At 58.9% G+C, this 20219-nt stretch carries 23 protein-coding genes; 16 read left to right on the top strand and 7 right to left on the bottom strand.

Translation table 11 applies throughout. The annotated features are described in order from the left end of the window. The first annotated feature begins 66 nt into the window (after positions 1–66). The 7 genes from O9H32_RS25110 (at position 67) to O9H32_RS25080 (ending at position 5376) form a co-directional block, all read left to right on the top strand. Positions 67–267 (top strand): YezD family protein, encoded by a 201-nt coding sequence (locus tag O9H32_RS25110; protein ID WP_269868867.1) that lies wholly within the window; start codon positions 67–69, stop codon positions 265–267. Between the two features lie 227 nt (positions 268–494). Next, positions 495–1070, top strand: coding sequence for an NADPH-dependent FMN reductase (gene ssuE / locus O9H32_RS25105; RefSeq protein ID WP_269868866.1), 576 nt, complete (start codon positions 495–497; stop codon positions 1068–1070). After that, positions 1067–2089 (top strand): sulfonate ABC transporter substrate-binding protein, encoded by a 1023-nt coding sequence (locus tag O9H32_RS25100; protein ID WP_269868865.1) that lies wholly within the window; start codon positions 1067–1069, stop codon positions 2087–2089. The genes ssuE and O9H32_RS25100 overlap by 4 nt, the downstream gene beginning before the upstream one ends. Positions 2090–2179: 90 nt before the next feature. Beyond that, the gene (ssuD, locus tag O9H32_RS25095) at positions 2180–3358 is read left to right on the top strand and encodes an FMNH2-dependent alkanesulfonate monooxygenase (RefSeq protein WP_269868887.1); all 1179 of its coding nucleotides are present in this window, start codon (positions 2180–2182) and stop codon (positions 3356–3358) included. Further along, a complete protein-coding gene (gene ssuC / locus O9H32_RS25090) occupies positions 3355–4137 on the top strand; it encodes an aliphatic sulfonate ABC transporter permease SsuC (protein ID WP_269868864.1) in 783 nt (260 codons plus the stop codon). Before ssuD ends, ssuC begins: the two co-directional genes overlap by 4 nt. 25 nt (positions 4138–4162) lie before the next feature. Further along, the gene (locus tag O9H32_RS25085) at positions 4163–4936 is read left to right on the top strand and encodes an ATP-binding cassette domain-containing protein (RefSeq protein ID WP_269868863.1); all 774 of its coding nucleotides are present in this window, start codon (positions 4163–4165) and stop codon (positions 4934–4936) included. 89 nt (positions 4937–5025) lie between these two features. Next, positions 5026–5376 (top strand): RNA-binding protein, encoded by a 351-nt coding sequence (locus O9H32_RS25080; protein WP_269868862.1) that lies wholly within the window; start codon positions 5026–5028, stop codon positions 5374–5376. A gap of 109 nt (positions 5377–5485) precedes the next feature. Here O9H32_RS25080 and O9H32_RS25075 read toward each other — a convergent pair whose 3' ends face one another. After that, entirely contained in the window at positions 5486–6763 is a 1278-nt protein-coding gene (locus tag O9H32_RS25075) for an MFS transporter (protein WP_269868861.1), read from the bottom strand. A 259-nt stretch (positions 6764–7022) separates the two neighbouring features. On the opposite strand from O9H32_RS25075, the gene O9H32_RS25070 reads away from it, so the two are divergent. The 3 genes from O9H32_RS25070 (at position 7023) to O9H32_RS25060 (ending at position 9423) form a co-directional block, all read left to right on the top strand. Next, positions 7023–7877 carry a transporter substrate-binding domain-containing protein gene (locus O9H32_RS25070; protein WP_269868860.1) on the top strand — a complete coding sequence of 285 codons (855 nt, stop codon included), beginning with the start codon at positions 7023–7025 and terminating at the stop codon, positions 7875–7877. A gap of 140 nt (positions 7878–8017) precedes the next feature. Further along, a complete protein-coding gene (locus O9H32_RS25065) occupies positions 8018–8704 on the top strand; it encodes an amino acid ABC transporter permease (protein WP_269868859.1) in 687 nt (228 codons plus the stop codon). Further along, the gene (locus tag O9H32_RS25060; RefSeq protein ID WP_269868858.1) at positions 8701–9423 is read left to right on the top strand and encodes an amino acid ABC transporter ATP-binding protein; all 723 of its coding nucleotides are present in this window, start codon (positions 8701–8703) and stop codon (positions 9421–9423) included. Before O9H32_RS25065 ends, O9H32_RS25060 begins: the two co-directional genes overlap by 4 nt. A 165-nt stretch (positions 9424–9588) precedes the next feature. Here O9H32_RS25060 and O9H32_RS25055 read toward each other — a convergent pair whose 3' ends face one another. The 3 genes from O9H32_RS25055 to O9H32_RS25045 all read right to left on the bottom strand — a co-directional run bounded on the left by O9H32_RS25055 (position 9589) and on the right by O9H32_RS25045 (position 11526). Further along, complete coding sequence (locus O9H32_RS25055; protein WP_269868857.1) at positions 9589–10770, bottom strand: M20 family metallopeptidase; 1182 nt, start codon at positions 10768–10770, stop codon at positions 9589–9591. Between the two features lie 193 nt (positions 10771–10963). Continuing rightward, a complete protein-coding gene (locus tag O9H32_RS25050; RefSeq protein ID WP_269868856.1) occupies positions 10964–11146 on the bottom strand; it encodes a hypothetical protein in 183 nt (60 codons plus the stop codon). Between the two features lie 188 nt (positions 11147–11334). After that, positions 11335–11526: a Spo0E family sporulation regulatory protein-aspartic acid phosphatase gene (locus tag O9H32_RS25045; protein WP_269868855.1), complete on the bottom strand. Its 192-nt coding sequence runs from the start codon at positions 11524–11526 to the stop codon at positions 11335–11337. A gap of 157 nt (positions 11527–11683) precedes the next feature. Here O9H32_RS25045 and O9H32_RS25040 point away from each other — a divergent pair, with 157 nt between their 5' ends. Further along, complete coding sequence (locus O9H32_RS25040; RefSeq protein WP_269868854.1) at positions 11684–11830, top strand: hypothetical protein; 147 nt, start codon at positions 11684–11686, stop codon at positions 11828–11830. Positions 11831–12036: 206 nt separating this feature from the next. Here the strand turns inward: O9H32_RS25040 and O9H32_RS25035 are convergent, their stop codons facing one another. Then, positions 12037–12210, bottom strand: coding sequence for a hypothetical protein (locus O9H32_RS25035; protein ID WP_269868853.1), 174 nt, complete (start codon positions 12208–12210; stop codon positions 12037–12039). 181 nt (positions 12211–12391) lie between these two features. Between O9H32_RS25035 and O9H32_RS25030 the strand changes: the two genes are divergently transcribed. Continuing rightward, positions 12392–13120 (top strand): phosphonate ABC transporter ATP-binding protein, encoded by a 729-nt coding sequence (locus tag O9H32_RS25030; protein ID WP_269868852.1) that lies wholly within the window; start codon positions 12392–12394, stop codon positions 13118–13120. A gap of 133 nt (positions 13121–13253) precedes the next feature. On the opposite strand, the gene O9H32_RS25025 is transcribed toward O9H32_RS25030, so the two are convergent. Next, positions 13254–14240 carry a YpdA family putative bacillithiol disulfide reductase gene (locus O9H32_RS25025; RefSeq protein ID WP_269868851.1) on the bottom strand — a complete coding sequence of 329 codons (987 nt, stop codon included), beginning with the start codon at positions 14238–14240 and terminating at the stop codon, positions 13254–13256. 243 nt (positions 14241–14483) lie between these two features. On the opposite strand from O9H32_RS25025, the gene O9H32_RS25020 reads away from it, so the two are divergent. The 4 genes from O9H32_RS25020 (at position 14484) to O9H32_RS25005 (ending at position 19415) form a co-directional block, all read left to right on the top strand. After that, positions 14484–15293: a phosphodiester glycosidase family protein gene (locus tag O9H32_RS25020; protein WP_269868850.1), complete on the top strand. Its 810-nt coding sequence runs from the start codon at positions 14484–14486 to the stop codon at positions 15291–15293. A 314-nt stretch (positions 15294–15607) separates the two neighbouring features. Continuing rightward, a complete protein-coding gene (locus O9H32_RS25015) occupies positions 15608–16156 on the top strand; it encodes a protease (protein WP_269868849.1) in 549 nt (182 codons plus the stop codon). Positions 16157–16174: 18 nt separating this feature from the next. Beyond that, positions 16175–17740 (top strand): flotillin family protein, encoded by a 1566-nt coding sequence (locus tag O9H32_RS25010; RefSeq protein ID WP_269868848.1) that lies wholly within the window; start codon positions 16175–16177, stop codon positions 17738–17740. A 268-nt stretch (positions 17741–18008) separates the two neighbouring features. Next, on the top strand, positions 18009–19415 hold the full coding sequence (locus O9H32_RS25005) for an MATE family efflux transporter (protein ID WP_269868847.1): 1407 nt from the start codon (positions 18009–18011) through the stop codon (positions 19413–19415). 147 nt (positions 19416–19562) lie between these two features. Here the strand turns inward: O9H32_RS25005 and udk are convergent, their stop codons facing one another. Then, complete coding sequence (gene udk, locus O9H32_RS25000; RefSeq protein ID WP_269868846.1) at positions 19563–20177, bottom strand: uridine kinase; 615 nt, start codon at positions 20175–20177, stop codon at positions 19563–19565. Positions 20178–20219 lie beyond the last annotated feature (42 nt).

Below are 20219 nucleotides of genomic sequence, written 5' to 3'. Positions count from 1 at the left end.
GTTTATCCTTCACATATAAAACCAACTAAACACATAGGAATATAATAAAAACCGGAGGGATGCAAAATGGCGAAGCCGCTGGATGTAGATGAATTGTGGACGAAACGGATTATCGGCAGTGTGAACGGATTGGAATACGGGACGGTGCAGATTGTAGTGCATGACGGACGCATCGTTCAAATTGAGCGGACGGAGCGCAAGCGCTTTGAATCGGACGCCCCCGCTCAGCGCGTGGCCGAACCGAAGCAGCATAAGCGAACGCCCTAGCCCTTCCGAACTCAAGCCTCCGCCGAAAGCGAAAAGCAGTCTGAAGATCAGGCTGTGGCCGGATGATAGAGAAATAAAGAAGAACGAACAACCAGCTGAATCAGCAGGGTCTACCGGACCGCCGGAGACCTCCCGAAAAAGCGCAGTGCCCCTTAGGGTAACGGTGAATTTCTGGAGGTCTCTTTCTTTTACCATCCATCCCCAAAGAACAGAAGGAGCGTAACCTTATGCCAACCATTGCGATTATTTCCGGAAGTCCCTCCCCAAGCTCCCGTCTGAACGGAGTGCTGCAAAGTGTCGAAGTGAAGCTGAAGGAAGCGGGAATCGAGCTGGAGTGGGTGCATGTACACCAGCTTCCACCCGAGGACTTGGTCTATACGAAGTTTGACTCTCCTGCGATTATTGAAGCGAACCGCATCGTCGAACGTGCGGCAGCCGTCGTCGTAGCCACGCCGATCTATAAGGCCTCCTACACCGGCGTCCTGAAAGCATTCCTTGATCTCATTCCCCAAAGAGGCTTGGAAGGGAAAGTCATCCTTCCGCTGGCCATCGGCGGCACGCTGGCACATCTGCTTGCGATTGACTATGCCCTCAAGCCCGTCTTATCGGCGCTTGGCGCACGCAACCAGCTGCAGGGCGTCTATGCGCTGGATACCCAGGTGAAGCGTCTGGACGAAGGCGGCTTCGAGGTATCCGAAGAGCTGGCCGGCCGGCTGCAGCAGGCCGCCGCCGACTTGGCGAGCGAAGTCCGGCTCCTGGGCGGAGCATCCCAATCGAACCAAGAAGGAGCTGCCACTGCATGATTGCTTCTATGCTGAGAAGAACGCTTCAAGCTAGCGTATTGCTGACACTCGTTACAGCGCTCGGTGCATGCGGCACCGCCTCACCCCAAGGAGGGGAGAAGGCGCAGGGGGCAGCCCCTGCTGCGCAGGATGCCAAAGGGAAAGAAACTTCCGCGAAAGCGAAGGATGTCCGCATCGGATTCCAGAAGTACGGCACGATGAACTTCCTTAAGGCGGAGGGCAAGCTGGACAAGAAGCTGAAGGACGCAGGCTATACCGTGACCTGGACGGAGTTCCCCGGCGGCCCGCAGCTGCTCGAGGCGCTCAATGTCGGTTCGCTGGACCTTGGGCATACCGGCGAATCGCCGCCGATCTTCGCCCAAGCAGCGGGTGCACCGCTCGTCTATCTGGCCCATGAACCGGCGAGTCCGAAGAGCGAGGCCATCCTCGTGCCGCAGAATTCCCCGCTGAAGAGCGTAGCGGAGCTGAAGGGCAAGAAGGTCGCGCTGAACAAAGGCTCCAATGTGCATTACCTGCTCGTGAAGCAGCTTGAGAAAGCAGGTCTGAAGTACGGGGACATCCAACCCGTGTTCCTGCCGCCGGCCGATGCCCGGGTCGCCTTCGAGCGGGGCAGCGTAGACGCCTGGGTCATCTGGGATCCGTTCCTCGCAGCGGCGCAGACGGCGACCAAAGCCAAGGTGCTGGCCGACGGGACGGATACCGTCTCGAACCACGAGTTCTATATCGCCTCTCGCAGCTTCGCGGAGAACCAGAGCGAAGTCACGTCGATTCTGCTGGAGGAGCTGAACAAGGTGGACGAGTGGGCGAAGACGAATCAAGGGGAGCTCGCGAAGCTGCTCTCGCCTCAGCTCGGCATCGATATTCCGTCGCTGGAGCAGGCTTCGAAGCGCCGGGAATACGGCGTGCTGCCGATCGACGACAAGGTGATTGCGGAGCAGCAGAAGATTGCCGACACGTTCCTGGACGTAGGGCTCATTCCGAAGCCCATCCAGATCAAGGAAGCCGTGCTTTCCAAATAAAGAATTCGTACTTCCACAATAAAGAAGCGGCACAGCCGCCTCAACACCAAAACAGACTCAAACATGAGATGCAGAGAGGAAGAGAAAGAGATGGAAATTTTCTGGTTTATCCCGACACACGGGGACGGACGTTATTTGGGGACAAACAAGGGTGCCAGAGCGGTGGATTATCATTACATGCGCCAGATTGCACAGGCGGCGGACACGCTCGGCTACGGCGGGGTGCTGCTGCCGACAGGCAAATCGTGCGAAGATGCGTGGGTGGTGGCTTCCTCGCTCGTACCGGCAACCGAGCGGCTCAAGTTTCTTGTGGCCGTGAGACCGGGCCTCATGTCCCCTACGCTGTCAGCCAGAATGGCGGCGACCCTGGACCGTATATCCGGGGGACGGCTGCTCATCAACGTGGTGACGGGCGGCGACCCGGTGGAGCTGGCCGGTGACGGACTATTCCTCGATCATACACAGCGGTACGATCTGACGGACGAGTTCCTTGAGATCTGGAGAAGAGAGCTGGACGGCGAGGAAGTTACCTTCGAGGGCGAGCATCTGCGTGTCGAGGGCGGCAAGGTGCTCTATCCGCCGCTGCAGGGGCCGTATCCGCCGCTGTACTTCGGCGGCTCGTCTGCCGCCGCGCAGCAGGTGGCCGCAAACCACATCGATGTCTACCTGACGTGGGGCGAACCGCCGGCGCAGGTGGAAGAGAAGATCCGTACGATGCGTGCTCTTGCGGCCGAGAAGGGCCGTACGCTTCGCTTCGGCATCCGGCTGCACGTCATCGTCCGCGAGACCGGGCAGGAGGCGTGGAACGCGGCGGACGAGCTCATCTCCCACCTCGACGAAGAGACGATCGCCAGTGCCCAGAAGGTATTCGCCCGCTTCGACTCCGAAGGCCAGCGCCGGATGAGCGAGCTGCACGGCGGCGACCGCAGCCGGCTGGAGATTTCGCCGAACCTGTGGTCCGGCATCGGTCTCGTGCGGGGCGGCGCAGGTACGGCGCTAGTCGGGGACCCGGAGACGGTGGCGGCCCGCATGAAGGAATATGCGGATCTCGGCATCGAGACGTTCATTCTGTCTGGCTATCCGCACCTCGAGGAAGCATACCGGTTCGCGGAGCTCGTATTCCCGCTGCTGCCGCTGAAGCAGCAGGAGGGGGTGCGGCGGTCTGAGGGCGCCAAGAACATATCGCCATTCGGCGAAATCGTGGCGAATAACGAGCTGCCGAAGCAGGAGTCGTCCTCCGGCACGAAGGAAGAGGTGCACGCGACGTGAAGGCGGCCTTGCGAACGAACCGAAGGGCCGATCTCTTGCCTTGGCTCGTGCCTTTGCTGCTGATCGTCGTCTGGCAGATTCTCGGCCAGACGGGCATCATCCAGACGCGCACGCTGCCTACTCCGCTTCAGGTGATGGAAGCACTCGTGCTCTTGGTCCAGAAGGGGACGATCTTCACGTATGTTGCCGTAAGCACGAAACGGGCCTTCCTCGGCTTCGCGATCGGCGGTGGGATCGGCTTCCTGCTCGGTCTGATCAATGGCGTGTCTCCGCTGCTCGAGAAGCTGACGGACTCTTCCATGCAGATGATCCGCAACATCCCGCATCTGGCGCTGATTCCTCTGGTCATCCTGTGGTTCGGCATCGGCGAGGAGGCGAAGCTGTTCCTGGTGGCGCTGGGCGTCTCCTTCCCGGTCTATCTCAATACGTTCCACGGCATCCGTTCCGTGGATCCCGGATTGATCGAGATGGGGCGGGTGTACGGTCTGAAGGGCGGGGCACTCTTCTGGAAGGTCATCCTGCCCGGCGCGCTGCCGAGCATCCTGGTCGGCGTACGCTATGCGCTCGGTATTATGTGGATCACCCTCATCGTGGCCGAGACGATCTCCGCAGACTCGGGCATCGGCTATATGGCGATGAATGCCAGGGAATTCATGCAGATGGATGTCGTCGTACTCAGTATCCTGATCTATGCCCTGCTCGGCAAGCTGTCCGACGTGGCGGCGAAGCTGCTCGAGAAGCAGTGGCTTCAGTGGCATCCGAACTTCAAGAAAGCCTGACCGGGCGACGGAAGGAGAGCTCAGTATGAGCCGCAAGCAGGGAACGGAGCTCCGGCTAGCCGGAGTATCCAAAACTTTCGGGGAGAAAAGCGTATTAACCGGAATTGATCTGGAACTGAAGCCGGGCGAATTCGTCGCCATCGTAGGGCGAAGCGGGTGCGGCAAGAGCACGCTGCTGCGGCTGGTTGCCGGCCTGGAGACGGCCAGCGAGGGGAGCCTCCACATCAACGGAGCCGCGGCCAAAGGCATTCATACCAATACCCGTGTCATGTTCCAGGACGCGAGGCTGCTGCCTTGGCAGCGGGTGCTCGCCAACGTGGAGATCGGTACCCCGCCCGGCGACAAAGCATCCGCCGCAGAAGCGCTGCGGCTGGTCGGACTGGAGGACAGAGCCGGCGCGTGGCCGGGCGTCCTCTCCGGCGGACAGAAGCAGCGCGTATCCCTGGCCCGTGCACTGGCCGGCAGGCCGAGACTGCTTCTCCTCGATGAGCCGCTCGGTGCACTGGATGCATTGACCCGCATCGAGATGCAGGGGCTGATCGAGCGCCTCTGGCTGGAGCAGGGCTTCTCGGCGATTCTCGTCACTCACGATGTCAGCGAAGCGGTGGCGCTCGCGGACCGGGTCGTGCTGATCGAGGAAGGGCGGATCGCCATGGACCTCGCGATCGAGCTCGACCGTCCGCGGGAGCGGGACAGCGGGTTCGTCTATTACGAGAAACGGATCCTGGACCGCGTCATGCAGCGGGAAACCGGGGAGAGAGAGCCCGCGCGCCAGCGTGAAATTGCTTATTCGATATAAAAATTGCTTATTCGATATAAAAATTGCTTATTCGATATAAAAATTGCTTATTCGATATAATAATAGCTTAACGGAAGGAGACAGTATTCATGACGACCATCACTGCACTTCATCGTGAAGACTCTTCATTATACACCGTCCCTGCCGCATCCCGTGACTTGCAGCAGCAACATCCTGTGCCGAGCGGGGCGGACGTACTGCAGCTTCCCGATTTTCAGTTTGTGACGTACTGCTTTGAGACGTTCGGGCTGAACCGCGGTATCTATAACACGATTGATGAGTGGCTGTACCGCTTTGGCGTACGCGAGATTACCCAGCGCAGGCAGACGATCATAGCCTTCTTGACCGAACAGCAGAGACAGGGGCGTTCACCCGGCACATATCTCAAATTCGGGAAAGGCGGGCTTACGAAGCTGCTCCACGAATTTGTGGCCAAATGAAACGGAGGCCGGGACTAAGCGGATCTCCGGCTGGAAGCACGGAAGCTACAGACGCAGGTGAGGCACGTAGATCAAAGCTTCGGCAAACAAATAGAGACTGCCCCAAGGGTTACGACTCGGGTGCAGTCTCTTTGATTTTGCCCGGGCTGCGCCGGACAGCCGCGGGCTTGAACACGGTAATGTCTTGGGGCTGCGCATCGGGGCCTGAGCCCCCGCTGCCGGAGTTCTTCGGTGCATCCTGCGTCGGCTTGATCGCGAGCAGCGCGGTCAGCACCCCCAGAATGGCGACCCCGCCGAGCGAATAGAATAGGGCCGAAGTCGGCCATTTCATGCCAATGGACATCAGCGGCGGCCCTGCGGCCACCCCGATGAAGCGCATGGAGCTGTAGACGGAGGAGACCGTACCGCGCTGTTCCTTCTTAATACCCTCGGTGATCAGGGCATCGAGACAGGGGAGGGCGATGCCGATGCCGATTCCTCCCATGCCTACGATAACAAGCAGCATCCACAAGGTGGTAATGCCCAGCCAGGCCATCGCCAGCATGGAGCCGGTCAATACTACCAGACCGATGACCGTGACCCATTTCATCCGCGGCTTGTCTTCGCCGATCCATTTGCCTGTCAGGTAAGAAGCCAGACACAAGGCGGAGAGGGGCAGGGCAAGCAAACCGCCTTTGGGCACGCCGTCGATCCCGAACAGATCCTCGAGCAGCGAGGAGAGATAGAACAGCACGGCGAAGAGCACAAGCATACCGATAATGCCGATAATGAAGATAGCCGATAGCCAGCGCCCTTCCTTTTTGGCAATATCTACCAATGAATGCAGGAACGCTTTGAATTTTGGTTTTTCTTTCTCCTCGGCGGCAGACGGTACTTTTACCAGAAAAGCGACGAGGAGGATGGAGATCAAGCAGAGCACGGGGATGGACAGAAATACCGCGTACCAGGAAAGAAGGGCCAGCAGGGAGCCTGCTACCGGGCTGAGTACCTTACCGAACGTATTGGAGGTCTCCACCAGCCCCAGGGCGCTGCTCACATCTTTTTCTTTCTTGAACATGTCACCGACCAGCGGGAGAACGATGGGCAGTCCTCCGGCCGCTCCGATTCCCTGGATGCAGCGGCCGATGAGGATGACCGCGAACGTATAACTCCCGGCGAACCAGTGAGCCGTGCCGCACAAAAGTCCGCCCACTCCCGCTATGAACAGGCTCGGCAGAATGATTTTCTTGCGGCCGAACCTATCGGACATATAACCCGCCAGAGGGATTAGTACGATGGCCACAACGGAATACAAGGTGATGATCAAGGAAATCTGAAAGGAGGTTACCGCAAGTTCCCGCTTCATGGACGGAAGCGTTGGAATCAGCATGGAATTACCAAGCGTCATGATGAGCGGTATGGACGAGACCGCGACGAGGTCCCATGTTTTTTTGGCTTCCAGTCGGGTTACCCCCTTAGTATGGAGATCCGCAGTGCTGCAAAACGGGAGGTCTCCGGTATGCCCGGTCAACGCACGAGTGTTATTTTGTGACAGGCAGGACCGAATTATGCGTGATTTGGCCTTGTCGAAAGGAAGGGGTTATTGTCAAACTATTGCGCTCTATTATATAATGTGGAAGTTCATTGAGAGAAAGGGGAATTAACCTGTGTATAAAAACAAGATGGTATTATCTGTCATTATGAGTCTGGCGCTCCTCGTCAGCGCTTGCGGCACCAAGCCGGCCGAACAGGCATCCACGAACGCTGGCTCTGGCGAAGCGGCTGCGACGACGGCGTCAAAAGAGTCGAAGCTGGATGCAATCAAAAAAGCTGGGAAAATTATTGTGGGGACCAGCGCGGATTATCCTCCGTACGAGTTCCATAAAGAAGTCAATAAGAAAGACGAAATCGTCGGTTTCGATATTGAGATCGCCAAAGCGGTCGCGAAGGACCTCGGTGTTACCCTTGAACTTAAAGACATGAAGTTCGAAGGTCTGCTTCCTGCATTGGAAGCGGGCAACATCGACTTCATCATCTCCGGGATGACGCCTACGCCCGAGCGGATGAAAGCCGTAGATTTCACCAAGATATATTATACGGCCGTTCAGCGTGTCGTGGTCCGTGCGGAAGACAAAGCGAAGTATACAACAATCGATTCGCTTAAGGGTCTGAAGGTCGGCGCCCAAAAAGGGGCAACCCAGGAGACGATCGTGAAGGAACAAATGCCGGGCTCCGAAGTCAAAGCCATCGGCAAAATCACGGATCTGATTATGGAAATGAAGACCAAGAAAATAGAAGCTCTCGTCGTCGAACAGCCGGTGGCCGATGCCTTCCTGAGCAAGAACCCGGAACTCGTCTATGCGGACATCAAGCTGTCTACAGAGGACAGCGGTTCTGCGATTGCCCTCAAGAAGGGGAATACGGAGCTCGCGGAAGCGATGAATAAGACACTCGACCGCCTCATCAGCGACAAATCTATTGAGCGTCTGGTGACGGAAGCCAACGAGCTTCACGAGAAATAAGACACACCCATCCTTATCTTAGCAGGACCCGGCGGGATACGCTGCACAACCTGGCAAGTCCACTGTGCGGATCGCCTCCATCCGGGTCTTTGTCTGTCAATAGGGCTTCATACAACCTAATCCCGAAAGGAGGGGAATTCATGAGTTTTTCAGATTTTTCATTTTTGCCCCAGTATTACGGTTTTTTCATTGAAGGGGCGAAGGTCACGCTCATCCTTTCCTTTTTTACGGTGATCTTCGGCGTCATTCTCGGCGTGCTGATTGCCCTGATGAGGCTCTCGAACCTTTGGCCGCTGAAGTTCTTCGCTGCCTCTTACGTAGAGTTTATCCGGGGAACCCCGGTCCTCGTCCAGGTGTACCTGTTCTATTACGGTCTGCCGGCGGTAGGAATCGAATTCCCGGAAGTGCCCTTCCTCGGTTCGAACTTCCCGGACATGATGGCGGCTATTTTGGCCCTGTCCATCAATTCCTCCGCTTATGTGGCCGAAACGTTCCGGGCGGGCATTCAAGCCATCGACAAAGGGCAGATGGAGGCCGGCCGCTCGCTGGGCCTTCCGCATGCCATGGTCATGTGGAACATTATTCTGCCGCAGGCCCTGCGCAATATCCTGCCTGCGCTCGGCAATGAATTCATCGTGGTCATCAAAGAATCGTCCATTGTGTCTGTCATCGGGATCGGCGAACTCATGTACAAAGCCGATACGATCAAAGGCAACACCTATCAAGCGTTCCCGCCGCTGATTGTCGTAGCGGTCATCTACTTTATCATCACCTTCACGCTGTCGAAGCTGCTCGGCGTGGCGGAGAGGAGGATGAAGACCCATTGATTAACGTAAAGGCGCTAGAGAAAGCATACGGATCGAATCAAGTGCTCGACGGCATCGACATCGAGATCAACAAAGGCGAAGTCGTCGTCGTCATCGGGCCCAGCGGCTCCGGGAAGAGTACGTTCCTCCGCTGCCTGAATCTGCTCGAGGAGCCGACCGGCGGAGACATCGAATTCGACGGCGTCTCGCTGCTCCGAGGCAAGCAGGATATCAACCGGCTCCGCCAGCGGATGGGGATGGTATTCCAGCAGTTCAATCTGTTCCCGCACATGACGGTACTGAAGAATATTACGCTGGCGCCGCTGAAGCTCAAGAAGCTGAACGCACAGCAGGCGGACAAGGTTGCCCAGGACCTGCTGCGCCGCATCGGTCTCGCCGATAAGGCAGGCAGCTTCCCCGGCCAGCTCTCCGGCGGCCAGAAGCAGCGGATTGCCATCGCACGGGCCTTGGCCATGTCGCCGGACGTGATGCTCTTCGACGAGCCGACGTCGGCGCTGGATCCCGAGATGGTCGGCGAGGTGCTCGACGTCATGAAGGAGCTGGCGGCCGAGGGCATGACGATGGTCGTTGTGACGCACGAGATGGGCTTTGCCCGCGAGGTCGGCACCCGTCTGATCTTCATGGACGGGGGCAAGATCGTCGAGCAGGGCAAGCCGGCGGACGTCTTCGCGAATCCGCAGCACCCGCGGACCCAGGAATTTTTACGCAAGGTGCTCTAGTCATACAAAAGCCGCACGGCTGCTGGTATTGTAACCCAGCGCCGTGCGGCTTTTTGTGTGGTCGCGGAGGAAGGGGCCCGCTAGCTTGCAACGGAGTCCCGACTCATCGGATACGGCGGTCAGGCGGTCATCTCCTGCCCACATCCGGCCAAAAGCGTTCTAAGCTCAGGCGTTCCCTGCCTTCTGCACTTTCCGTGCGAATTCTTCGCGTATTGTCTGGAGCAGGGATGGATCCACGAGGACGTCATAAGCCGTCTGCGCGAGCACCTTGGCTCCGAGCAGCATGCCGTCGAAGGCGCGCGGCTGCATCGCCAGATCCCGGAATTCGGTCGTATGCAGCAGGTGACGCTCGTCGACGACCTTGATGTACGGGTGAATCGCGGGGCAGTGACGCGAGACATTCCCGAGGTCGAGGGAGCCGTGATCCTGGCCGGTCCCGATCTCCTCCTCCGGCACCCCCATCGACACGAGATTGGCCGTGAATGCGTTGGAGAGGGCCGTGTTGGTATTAAGCTCGTCGTAGGAGTATTCGTAGTTGGACCACTTGAGCTCGGCTCCAGTCTGCAGCGCTGCCCCCTCGGCACAGCGGAGCACCTTCTGTACCACCTCATCGGTGTACGGCCGGTTGGCTGCCCGGATGTAGAATTCGGCCGCCGCGTAATCGGGAATAATGTTGGGCGCTTTGCCGCCGTGCGTGATGATCCCGTGAATGCGGGCGTGGCTTCGAAGCTGCTGCCGGAGCAATCCGATGGATTGGAACAGCAGGAGTACGGCATCGAGGGCATTCACGCCTTCGTAAGGGCTCGCCGCGGCATGGGCAGCCTTGCCGCTGTATTCGAAGCGGATGGCATCCATCGCGAGGGATTCCCCGGACTTCTCGTACGCATAGTAGGGATGGGCCATCAGCGCCACATCCACATCATCGAACAGGCCGGCCGCCGCCATGGTCACCTTGGCCCCCTTGGTTTCTTCGGCCGGCGTCCCGTAGACGCGGATCGTTCCGCCGATCTCGTCGATGACGCTCTGAAGCCCGATCGCCGCGCCGAGGCCCATGACGCAGATCAGATGGTGGCCGCAGGCATGGCCAATCTCCGGAAGCGCATCATATTCGCACAAGAAAGCGATGGTAGGACCCGGCTTCGCGCTCCGGTACGTCCCGAGAAAAGCGGTCGGCAGCCCCAGCACGGGGGATTCCACCTGGAAGCGGCTGCTCTTCAGCGCTTCGATCAGACGGGCCGAAGCCTTCCATTCCTCGTTGCCCAGCTCCGGGTTCTCCCCGATATACCGGGACAGCCCGGTGAGTTCCTCGCGATGTGCGTCAATCGCGGCGCGAATTCGTTCTTTCATCAGCGTAACCCCATTCCTTCAAAGTGGCATCGTCTCTACCCATGAATTCATTATAGGCCAAAGGCCGGAAGTGTTGCAAAGCGGGCTGCCGCACTTTATGTAAGCGGACACAAAAAAGGCCTTCAGGAATAAATCCCTCAGGCCGGGGTACTTATGAACTTCAGCTGTCCGGTGAATCCTCTGAAGAAAGAAATTACTGCAGGTTGCGGCGGGCATCGATGATCTGCTCTTCGAGCTGCTTCTTGATCTTGCTCATGGCATCGACCTCGAGCTGGTGATTCTGGGGGAAGCGGGTTCCGGTTAATGCCAGAGCCTCGTTCAACGTAAGCTCAACGGAAATCTTCTTCGGTTGGGACTCGCGAACTTCGTTATTCATGTCTCATCGCTCCTTTAAAGTGGATGTGGCAAAAGTAGCTTTGTATCGAAAAAAAGAGAGTAGGTATGTCAGCTTTTTTGGAGGAAAACCCTTGATTTTCCTTGATTTCAATTTAACATATCATGTAACATTTAGCAAGCCGGAAATAAAAAAAGAGGCGCATTTTTTGAAATAAAAATGGCCCCGTTTTATTCGACTCGTTCCTTCATCCGCAGCCGCTGAATGCCTAAGACCACGTCATCGATTTCTTGACTCAACTCCACGACCTGGGGATCGACAAAACTGCCGGTTTTCTCCACCAGCCTGTAGAGCTGATGCTGCATTTGCTCCAAGTGGCGCTTCAGTTCCTGTTCTTCCATTTCGTCTTTACCCCGATTCAATCTGTAGTAGAAGGTATAACGATCCTATTATAGCCCAGATGTTCGATAAAATTTGTAAATCCTTGTCGACGGCGCCCAAATTTTTTGGACAGGCCTGGCGTGGGGTATAGAAAGAAATGTGCAGCGGTATATTAGCGGGGTGGGAGGTGAACGCAAGATGGACAGCGCCAAGGCCAATACAAGGAACAACCCGAACTTCAAGGAAAACAAATTCACGGAAGAGGAAGCGATCATGGATGCGGACAAAGCAGCCAAGCGTCCTCCGAACCTGAATGAAATTCCGAAAGAAACGAACCCCCAGTAAACGGCTCTCTTCGGCGATCCCTAGGATCTCCGATTTCCAAGCAGCCGGTTATCCTGACCGCCCGGCTTCTGCCCGGCGGTTAATGGCATGGGGAGACACTTTATGGCTTCTGCCCCGGCAAGGCGCTGCGCCTTAACCCGAAAGAAGCGGCAACTCCGGGCAAAAGGCCCAGGAATTGCCGCCAACAGCGAAATCCATTCCCGCGCTTAGCGGGCGTTCCCCTCATTGTTATGGCCGAGTGCGAGGTTATTGAGCTCTTCCGCAAGCTCAGCCGGGAGACGGGTGCGGAAATAGCCGACGACGGCTTCCACCGCTTCGTCCGCTTGTCCTTCCGTGATGCCTGCCTGCTCGCAGACCAGTTTGACCAGTTGATGTTTCATGCCGATGCCACCTTTCCAAGGGAATGTCCAAGACTCCCATAGGATGCGCGGAACTGTGGTTTTTATGTGGGGGGTTTGGTATAGTAAAAGAAATGCGGCGCAAGCCGGCCGCGCTCCGCCAAGGAAGTGAAAACTCCGCGGACACCGGCGGCTGCCCGCTTACATAGAAGGAGCCTAGCGCATGATCATCGTACGCAACTTAAGCAAAAGCTTTCCACCGGACTCCAGGGTGCTGCAGCGGCTCAGCTTCCAGGCGGACGAAGGGGAACTGGTCACGCTGCTCGGCGCGAGCGGCAGCGGGAAGACGACGTTGTTCCGCTGCCTGATGCTGCAGGAGAAATGGGACGAGGGGCAGTATATCTTCGAAGGCAACGACATAACGAAGATCGGGATCACGGACAAGTTCAAGCTGCGTAAGCAGTGGGCTTATCTCGAGGAGAAACCGAAGCTGAATCCGAAGAAGTCCGCCCTCAAGAATGTGCTGAGCGCGCTGCTCTTCCGCAAGTCATGGGTGCGCTTTCTTACCAACACGGTCTCGGAAGACGACCATATGGAAGCAATGGATTATCTCGACCGCGTCGGCCTGCTCGACAAGGCGCACGAGCCGGTCGAGAAGCTCAGCGGCGGCGAGAAGCAGAGGGTGGCAGTCTGCAGAGCCATGATCAAGGGCGCCCGCGTCATCTTCGCGGACGAGCCGGTATCGGGCCTCGACCCCGAAGCCGCCAGCCGCGTCATGGAAGACTTGCAGAGCATCTGCCGCAAGCATAAGCTGCTCGTGTTCTGCTCGCTCCACCAGATCGAGCTGGCCGAGAAGTACGGCTCGCGCATCTGGGGACTCGCAGGCGGCAGGCTGGTGGTCGATATCGCGGGACGGCGGCTTACGCAAAGGGAGAAAGAACTCATATTCTAAATACTATGCTGCAGACGAAGAAGGCCGGCGAGGATGTACCTCAACCGGCCTTTCTGCATGCTATTGTGCATCGGGTACAGATCCAAGCCGCACCTGGATGGATGGATTGAACCAGCAAGCCCCGCTGCCTGTCTTAGGCGTATCCGGGAGTGCCGGGAGCCAAATAGTCCGCGATGAGCCTGCCGTGCAGGCGGCCGGTCTCGATGAACACTTCGTTCGCATGGGCGCCCGAAGCCGCCACCCCTGCCATGAACAGGCCGGGAACGGTCGTCTCCATCGTCTGCGGATCGTGCTCGGGACATCCGTCGCTGTCCCGGAGCGCCGCGCCGGCTCCTGTCAGCAGGGCCCGGTCCGGCCGGAAGCCCGTCAAGGCGAGCACGAAGTCGTTCGGGAGCTCGTAGGTTCCTTCCCTGCCGGTTACCGTCACGGCCGCTTCGGTAATGGCCGTGACGCGGGAGCCGAAGATCATGCGGATCCGGCCCTTCTTCACCATGCTCTCAAAAATGGGCAGCACCCACGGCTTGAGGTAGGGGGAGTAGGTTTCGCCCCGGTAGACTACCGTGACCTCCGCACCGGCCCTCATCAGGTCCATGGCGGCGTCGACCGCCGAATTGCTGCCCCCGATCACGATGACGCGGGTACCGCTGTACGGATGGGCCTCCCGGTAATAATGAGTGACCTTGGGGAGTTCTTCCCCGGGGATGCCGAGCAGGTTCGGGTGGTCGAAATAGCCGGTGGCGGCCACGACATAGCGGCTGCGCACCGTGTGCGCGCTTCCCGCACGCGGCTGTACCGAGAGCTCGAACCCGCCGCCCGGCAGCGGAGCGATCTGCGTCACCGTCTGATAAGGCCGGATCTCGATTCCGCTCCGCTCGGCTACCGTGCGGTAATAAGTCAGAGCCTCGAGACGGCTCGGCTTCTCATTCGGCGACGAGAAGGGATATCCTCCGATCTCCAGCAGCTCGGGCGTACTGAAGAACGTCATGTAAGTGGGATATAAATAAATGGAGCGCACCACGCACTCTTTTTCGATCAGGAGGGGCTTCAGCCCCCGCCGCTGAAGTTCGATGGCGGCGGACAAGCCGCAAGGCCCCGCGCCGATCACAACGACATCTTCCATATATAGCACCTCGCACCTTTTGCGGATCTGACGCGGCCGGGCGGGTCCCCGGCCGGGTATTCTTTCAATTCCTATAGTACTCTATGAGGTGCGGGGATGCCAGCTTCTCTCGCCAAGGGCTGGCGCTCCCCCAATCTCTAACATAATTCGTCCGATAGGTTCATAGACATAGAGTATGCTTGCCGGTGCAGAAGGCGGCTAATGAAACACGCTCCTGTTGGGGTTGAAGGAGGATGCTCAGGCATGTTCGTCGTATTCAAAAACAGGCTGGCTGCAATGGAGAGACGCCAGGCGCAGCGGCTGCTGCTCGGATTCCTGCTCGGTCTGCTCCTCTCGCTGGGCATTGCGGCGCTGTGGAACAACCCGCTGTTCCATGACCCTTCTAGGCATTACACTTATTCGACCTACCGGGCGGCAAGCGGGGTCAAGCTGCATGCGATGCGGACGGATCCGGATAATATCGAACTGAAGCATATCCGCTCGAATGTGACGTCGACGGAGGAGTTCGGGATCAACGGAGGCTTCTTCTGGAACGGGGATCTGCTCAGCATCGCCGTCATCAACGACAAGCCGATCCGGGGCATCCCCCACGAGTATGGATCCGGCTGGACGAATATCGATTACCCCAAAGGGACCCTCGTGTGGGATGAGGCGGCCCGCTCGTTCTCCGTGCAGGTTGTGGAGGGGGCGAACCAGCTGCAAGTTACGGACCGCAGCCGGTATTGGGCGCAGGGAGGCGTGAGCATGTCGCTGGGCGCCGGGGCCCTCTGGCAGGCCCAGGCCCGGAAGGAAGACATGCCGGCCATGAAGGAAGCGAGGCTGCGCTCTGGAGCGGTCTACGATAAGGAGAATAACCTGTGGCTCATTGTATCGGACAAGCCCTGCACGGTGGCGGAGTTCCGCTCGGCGGTGCTGGAGGTGATCGCTCCAGGCCTGGTCGTAGACGGTATTTTCCTGGACGGGGACGGTTCGTCGCAGATGCGCAACAGGCAGGTGGCGCTCAAGGGTGACTCGCGCGAGGTCTACCAAATGATGGCGCTCCGGCACAAATGATAGGCATGGCGGACAAGTGCAAGGACGGCACCGGATGACGGGGTGCCGTCCTTTTTGGATAGATAAGAATTATTCTCTCGCCTGGGCTTGGTAATCTTATTTATCTTATCTTGTATCACGTACACACAACCGACAAAGTTATGGATTATGAAGCTAAAATTGCAACTTTCTCCCTTTTTCTTACGTATTAACCTATGTAAGGTTAATCGGGCGGCGGTGGGCCGTCCGAACAAGAGAAAGCAGCCCTGGGACGCCTTACCCAAAGACGTCCCGGGAAAACGCTGCAACCTGAGGGCTGAAGGAGGTGAGTGGCTATGCTTGAACTGTACTGGGGCCTGCTGATCACCGGCGTATTGTTTGCTTTGGTTACCGTGCTGTTCGGGGATCTGCTCGGCCATGCGCTGGGCGGAATGTTCGACTGGATGTCGGGGGATCTGCTCCATGTTCTGCAGCCGATGGTGCTGTTCAGCGGCATTACGGTGCTCGGCGGAGCGGGAATTCTGCTCACGAAGTACACGGGGCTTGCGGCAGCGGCGGTATTCGCGCTGGGGCTGATCGCGGCCGCCGGATCCTGCGTACTGATCTATCTGTTCTATATCAAACCCATGAGGAACCTCGAGAGCTCGCTCGGTTTTTCGATGCAGGATCTCGTGGGGCGCATCGGCGAGGTCACGGTGCCGATTCCCTCTGCGGGCAGCGGGGAAGTCGTCGTACGGATCGGCGGCGGAGTGACGAACCAGATTGCGGAGAGCTTCGACGGCAGCGAGATCCCCTGGGGCCGGCGGGTGGTGACGGTGGAGGTGATCAGCGGCGTGCTGATGGTCACCGAACTGGATTCCAAAGATACGGGACTCGACCATTAAAAGAAGAGGAGTGGTGCAATGGCTGTGGATGCGGTAGTGGTGCCGGCGATCGTCGTCGGCGTGATTGTAGTGCTGGGGCTCGCGTTCTGGGCGAGATACAAGACAGTGTCGCCGGATGAGGCGATGATCGTCACGGGTTCGTTCCTCGGCACGAAGCATGTGCTGACCGATGATACGGGCCGCAAGATCAAGATCGTGCGGGGGGGAGGCTCGTTCATCCTGCCGGTGTTCCAGCAGGCGGAGTTCTTGTCCCTGCTGTCGCATAAGCTCGATATCTCGACGCCCGAGGTATACACGGAGCAGGGCGTGCCGGTGCTCGCGGACGGCGTGGCGATCATCAAGATCGGCGGGTCCGTGGAAGATGTGGCTACGGCGGCCGAGCAGTTCATGGGCAAGCCGACCGAGGCGCTGCGGGCCGAGGCCCAGGAAGTGCTTGAAGGGCACCTGCGGGCGATTCTAGGTACGATGACGGTCGAGGAGGTATACCGCAACCGGGACCGCTTCGCGCAGGAGGTGCAGGGCGTCGCGGCCAAGGACCTCAAGAAGATGGGGCTGCAGATCGTCTCCTTCACGATCAAGGATGTGCGCGACAAGCAGGGCTATCTCGAAGCGCTGGGGAAGCCGCGGATCGCCGCGGTGAAGCGGGATGCGGAGATTGCCGAGGCGCAGGCGGTGCGGGATGCCCGTATACAGAAGGCGCAGGCCGAGGAAGACGGGCAGAAGGCCGAGCTGCTGCGCGATACGAACATCGCGGAAGCCTCCAAGGAGAAGGAGCTCAAGGTCGCTTCGTTCAAAAAGGACCAGGATATGGCCCGCGCGGAAGCGGACCAGGCCTACCATATCCAGGAAGCGCGGGCAAAGCAGAGCGTGGTCGAGGAGCAGATGCGCGTCGAGCTCGTGCGCAAGGAGCGGGAGATCGACCTCGAGACGAAGGAAATCCTGCGGCGCGAGAAGCAGTATGATGCCGAGGTGAAGAAGAAGGCGGATGCCGACCGCTACTCGGTCGTGCAGGCGGCGGAAGCCGACAAGGCGAAGCAGATGGCCGAAGCGGATGCGAGGCAGTACCGCATCGAGGCCGAAGCGAAGGCGAATGCCGAGCAGAAGCGGCTCGAGGGCCTGGCGGTGGCGGATGCGGAGCGGGCCAAGGGTACCGCCGAAGCCGAAGTCATCCGGCTGCGAGGTCTCGCCGAGGCGGAGGCGAAGCAGAAGCTCGCCGAGGCGTTCGAGAAGTTCGGCGAAGCGGCGGTGCTCGATATCATCGTGAAGATGCTGCCGGAACTGGCCGGACGCATCGCCTCGCCGATCGCTTCGATCGACAAGCTGACGGTGGTCGATACCGGGAACGGCGAAGGGGCGGCGCGGGTCAGCAATTACGTGACCCAGCTGATGGCGACGGCCCCCGAGATGCTGAAGAGCGTCAGCGGGATCGACGTCGAGCAGCTCGTGAAGGGGCTGACCCGGCGGGTCGGCGGCGCGGGGACATCGCTGCAGGGAGCAGCGGCCGAAGGCACCTCCGGAGGCAGTGCGTCCGGCAGCGCTGCCCCGGGAGGGCAGAGGCCTAACGGCGGTCCGGCAGCGGAGTAAGTACGGCAAGGCAAGAGACCGGAAGCTTTCTCCTTATGGGAGGGGGCTTCTTTTGGCATGATTTGTCTTCGGCCGCTTCTCCGGCTTATACTTTGTTTAGCACTAAAACAGTTGGAAGCAGCGGAGATTCGGCAGCCCTTGCGGAGGTTTACTATAGGCATAAGGCAGGAGAAAACTCCGCCCGGCCCGTAGAACCTGCCTTCTGACCGGGAGGGAGGCTAGTGTGTGCCAACAACCTGCAATGTGCGCTGTTACGGGAGGGACCCTCATGTCAAAAGGAATACCCGCCAAGGCCAATCTAACCGAAGGGCCGATAGGCAAAAGTCTGCTGCTGTTCGCGATGCCGCTGCTTATGGGCAATGTGCTGCAGTCGCTGAACGGGACGATCAACTCGATTTGGGTTGGCAATTATTTGGGTGAAAGCGCGTTCGCCGCAACGTCCAATGCGAACAATATTATGTTCTTCCTGCTCAGCCTCGTCTTCGGGGTCGGGATGGCGTCGACCATCCTCATCGGACAAAGCATCGGGGCGCAGGACGAGGCACGGGCCAAGAGGGTCGTCGGGACGAGCGCGTTGTTCTTCACGACGCTGTCGGTCCTCATTACCGTGATCGGCATGGTCTTCTCCGAGGGCATTCTCCGGGCGATGAGCACGCCGGCGGATGCCATGCCTTACGCCGCTTCCTATCTCAGAGTCATCTTCATCGGCGTGCCGTTTATGTTCTTCTTTAACTTCCTCATGATGATACTCCGCGGAGCGGGCGACGCCAAGACGCCGTTCTACTTCCTGGTGCTCTCGTCAGTGCTCGATATCGTGCTCAATCCCGTCTTCATCTTCGGGCTCGGACCGCTGCCCCGTCTGGAGACGGCGGGCGCCGCACTCGCGACCGTGACCGCCCAGCTCGCCGCACTCGCAGGCCTGCTGTGGCATCTCTACCGGCGCAAGCACTTCCTGCGCCTCACGGCGGCGGACCGGCATCTGATCCGCTTCGATCCCCAGATCCTCGCCGCGCTGGTGCGCAAAGGGATCCCGATGGGGCTGCAGATGCTCATCATCTCGACGAGCGCCATCGCGGTCGTGCAACTCGTCAACTCGTTCGGCTCGGTCGCGACGGCCGCCTTCGGGGCGGCGATGCAGATCTCGAGCTACGTCCAGATGCCGGCCATGGCGATCGGCGGGGCGGTCTCGTCCCTGGCCGCCCAGAATGTGGGCGCGGGCAAGTGGGACCGGGTCCAGAAGACGACGCTGCTCGGCATCTTGTTCAACTTCGTGATGACCGGTACCCTGGTTGGACTGATCTACCTCTTCAACCGGCAGGCGCTGGAGCTCTTCCTCCAGGACGAGGCGGCGATCTCGATCGGCATGACGATCAACCATATCACCCTCTGGGCGTTCGTGCTCTTTGGGATCACCTTCGTCCTCTCGGGGGTGGTGCGGGCCACGGGAGCGGTCCTGGTGCCGCTTCTGACTACATTCCTCGCCTTGTGGTGCTTCCGGGTCCCCTTGGCTTATTATCTCGGGTATACCTATGGACTGGACGCGCTGTGGTGGAGCTTCCCCGTGGGCTTCGGCATCGGGGTCGTCCTCTCGTCCGCGTATTATGTCTGGGGCTATTGGCGCAAGGCCCGGATGATGGAGCCCGCTGCCCCGCAGGCAGGGTATCCGGCAGATTGACCCGTTATAGCAGGAGGGGCAGGGTTCTCACCTGCGCACCTCTCCCTCCGGCATAGCCTCTGGCCGCGCCATAACACGAATACCCCGCACGGCTCTAGGGCCGTACGGGGTATTCGTGTAGAAGCACCGCAGCGAAGTAAGATCGCGTCAGGCCATCAAGTATTTCTCCGTAAGGATGGAGAGCAGCTGGATGCCGACTTCGTTGTGGCCGCCCTCGGGGATGATGAGGTCGGCGTATTTCTTCGAAGGCTCGATGAACGCTTCGTGCATCGGCTTGACGGTACCGAGGTATTGGTCGTAGACCGACTGGATGGAGCGCCCGCGCTCGTTGATGTCCCGGAGCACCCGGCGGAGGATGCGGACATCGGGATCGGTATCGACGAACACCTTGATGTCAAGAATCTCGCGCAGATGCTCGTCCGACAGCACATGCAGGCCCTCGATAATGACGATCTTGTTGGGCTTCAGCTCTACCGTCTTGTCGGTGAACCGGGCATGATTCGCGAAGTCGTAGACCGGCGCATAGACGGTGTCCCCCTGCTTCAGGGACTTGAGGTTCGCGAGCATGAGGGCGTTGTCGAACGCCAGAGGATGGTCGTAGTTGATCGTCTCCCGCTCTTCGAGAGGCAGATGGGAATGATCTTTATAGTAATTGTCCTGGGAAATAAAGGTTACCTTCTTGGAGCCCAAGCGGTCGATGACCGAGCGGGCTACCGTTGTTTTGCCGGAACCCGTACCCCCGGCGATTCCAATGATCAGCATGGTTATGATGAAGCCTCCCGGTGATGATATGCAAATTTTGAC

The organism is Paenibacillus caseinilyticus (assembly GCF_027533645.1).
In the GTDB taxonomy this organism is placed as follows: Bacteria; Bacillota; Bacilli; order Paenibacillales; family NBRC-103111; genus Paenibacillus_G; species Paenibacillus_G caseinilyticus.
This window is presented reverse-complemented; position numbering and strand designations above follow the sequence as displayed.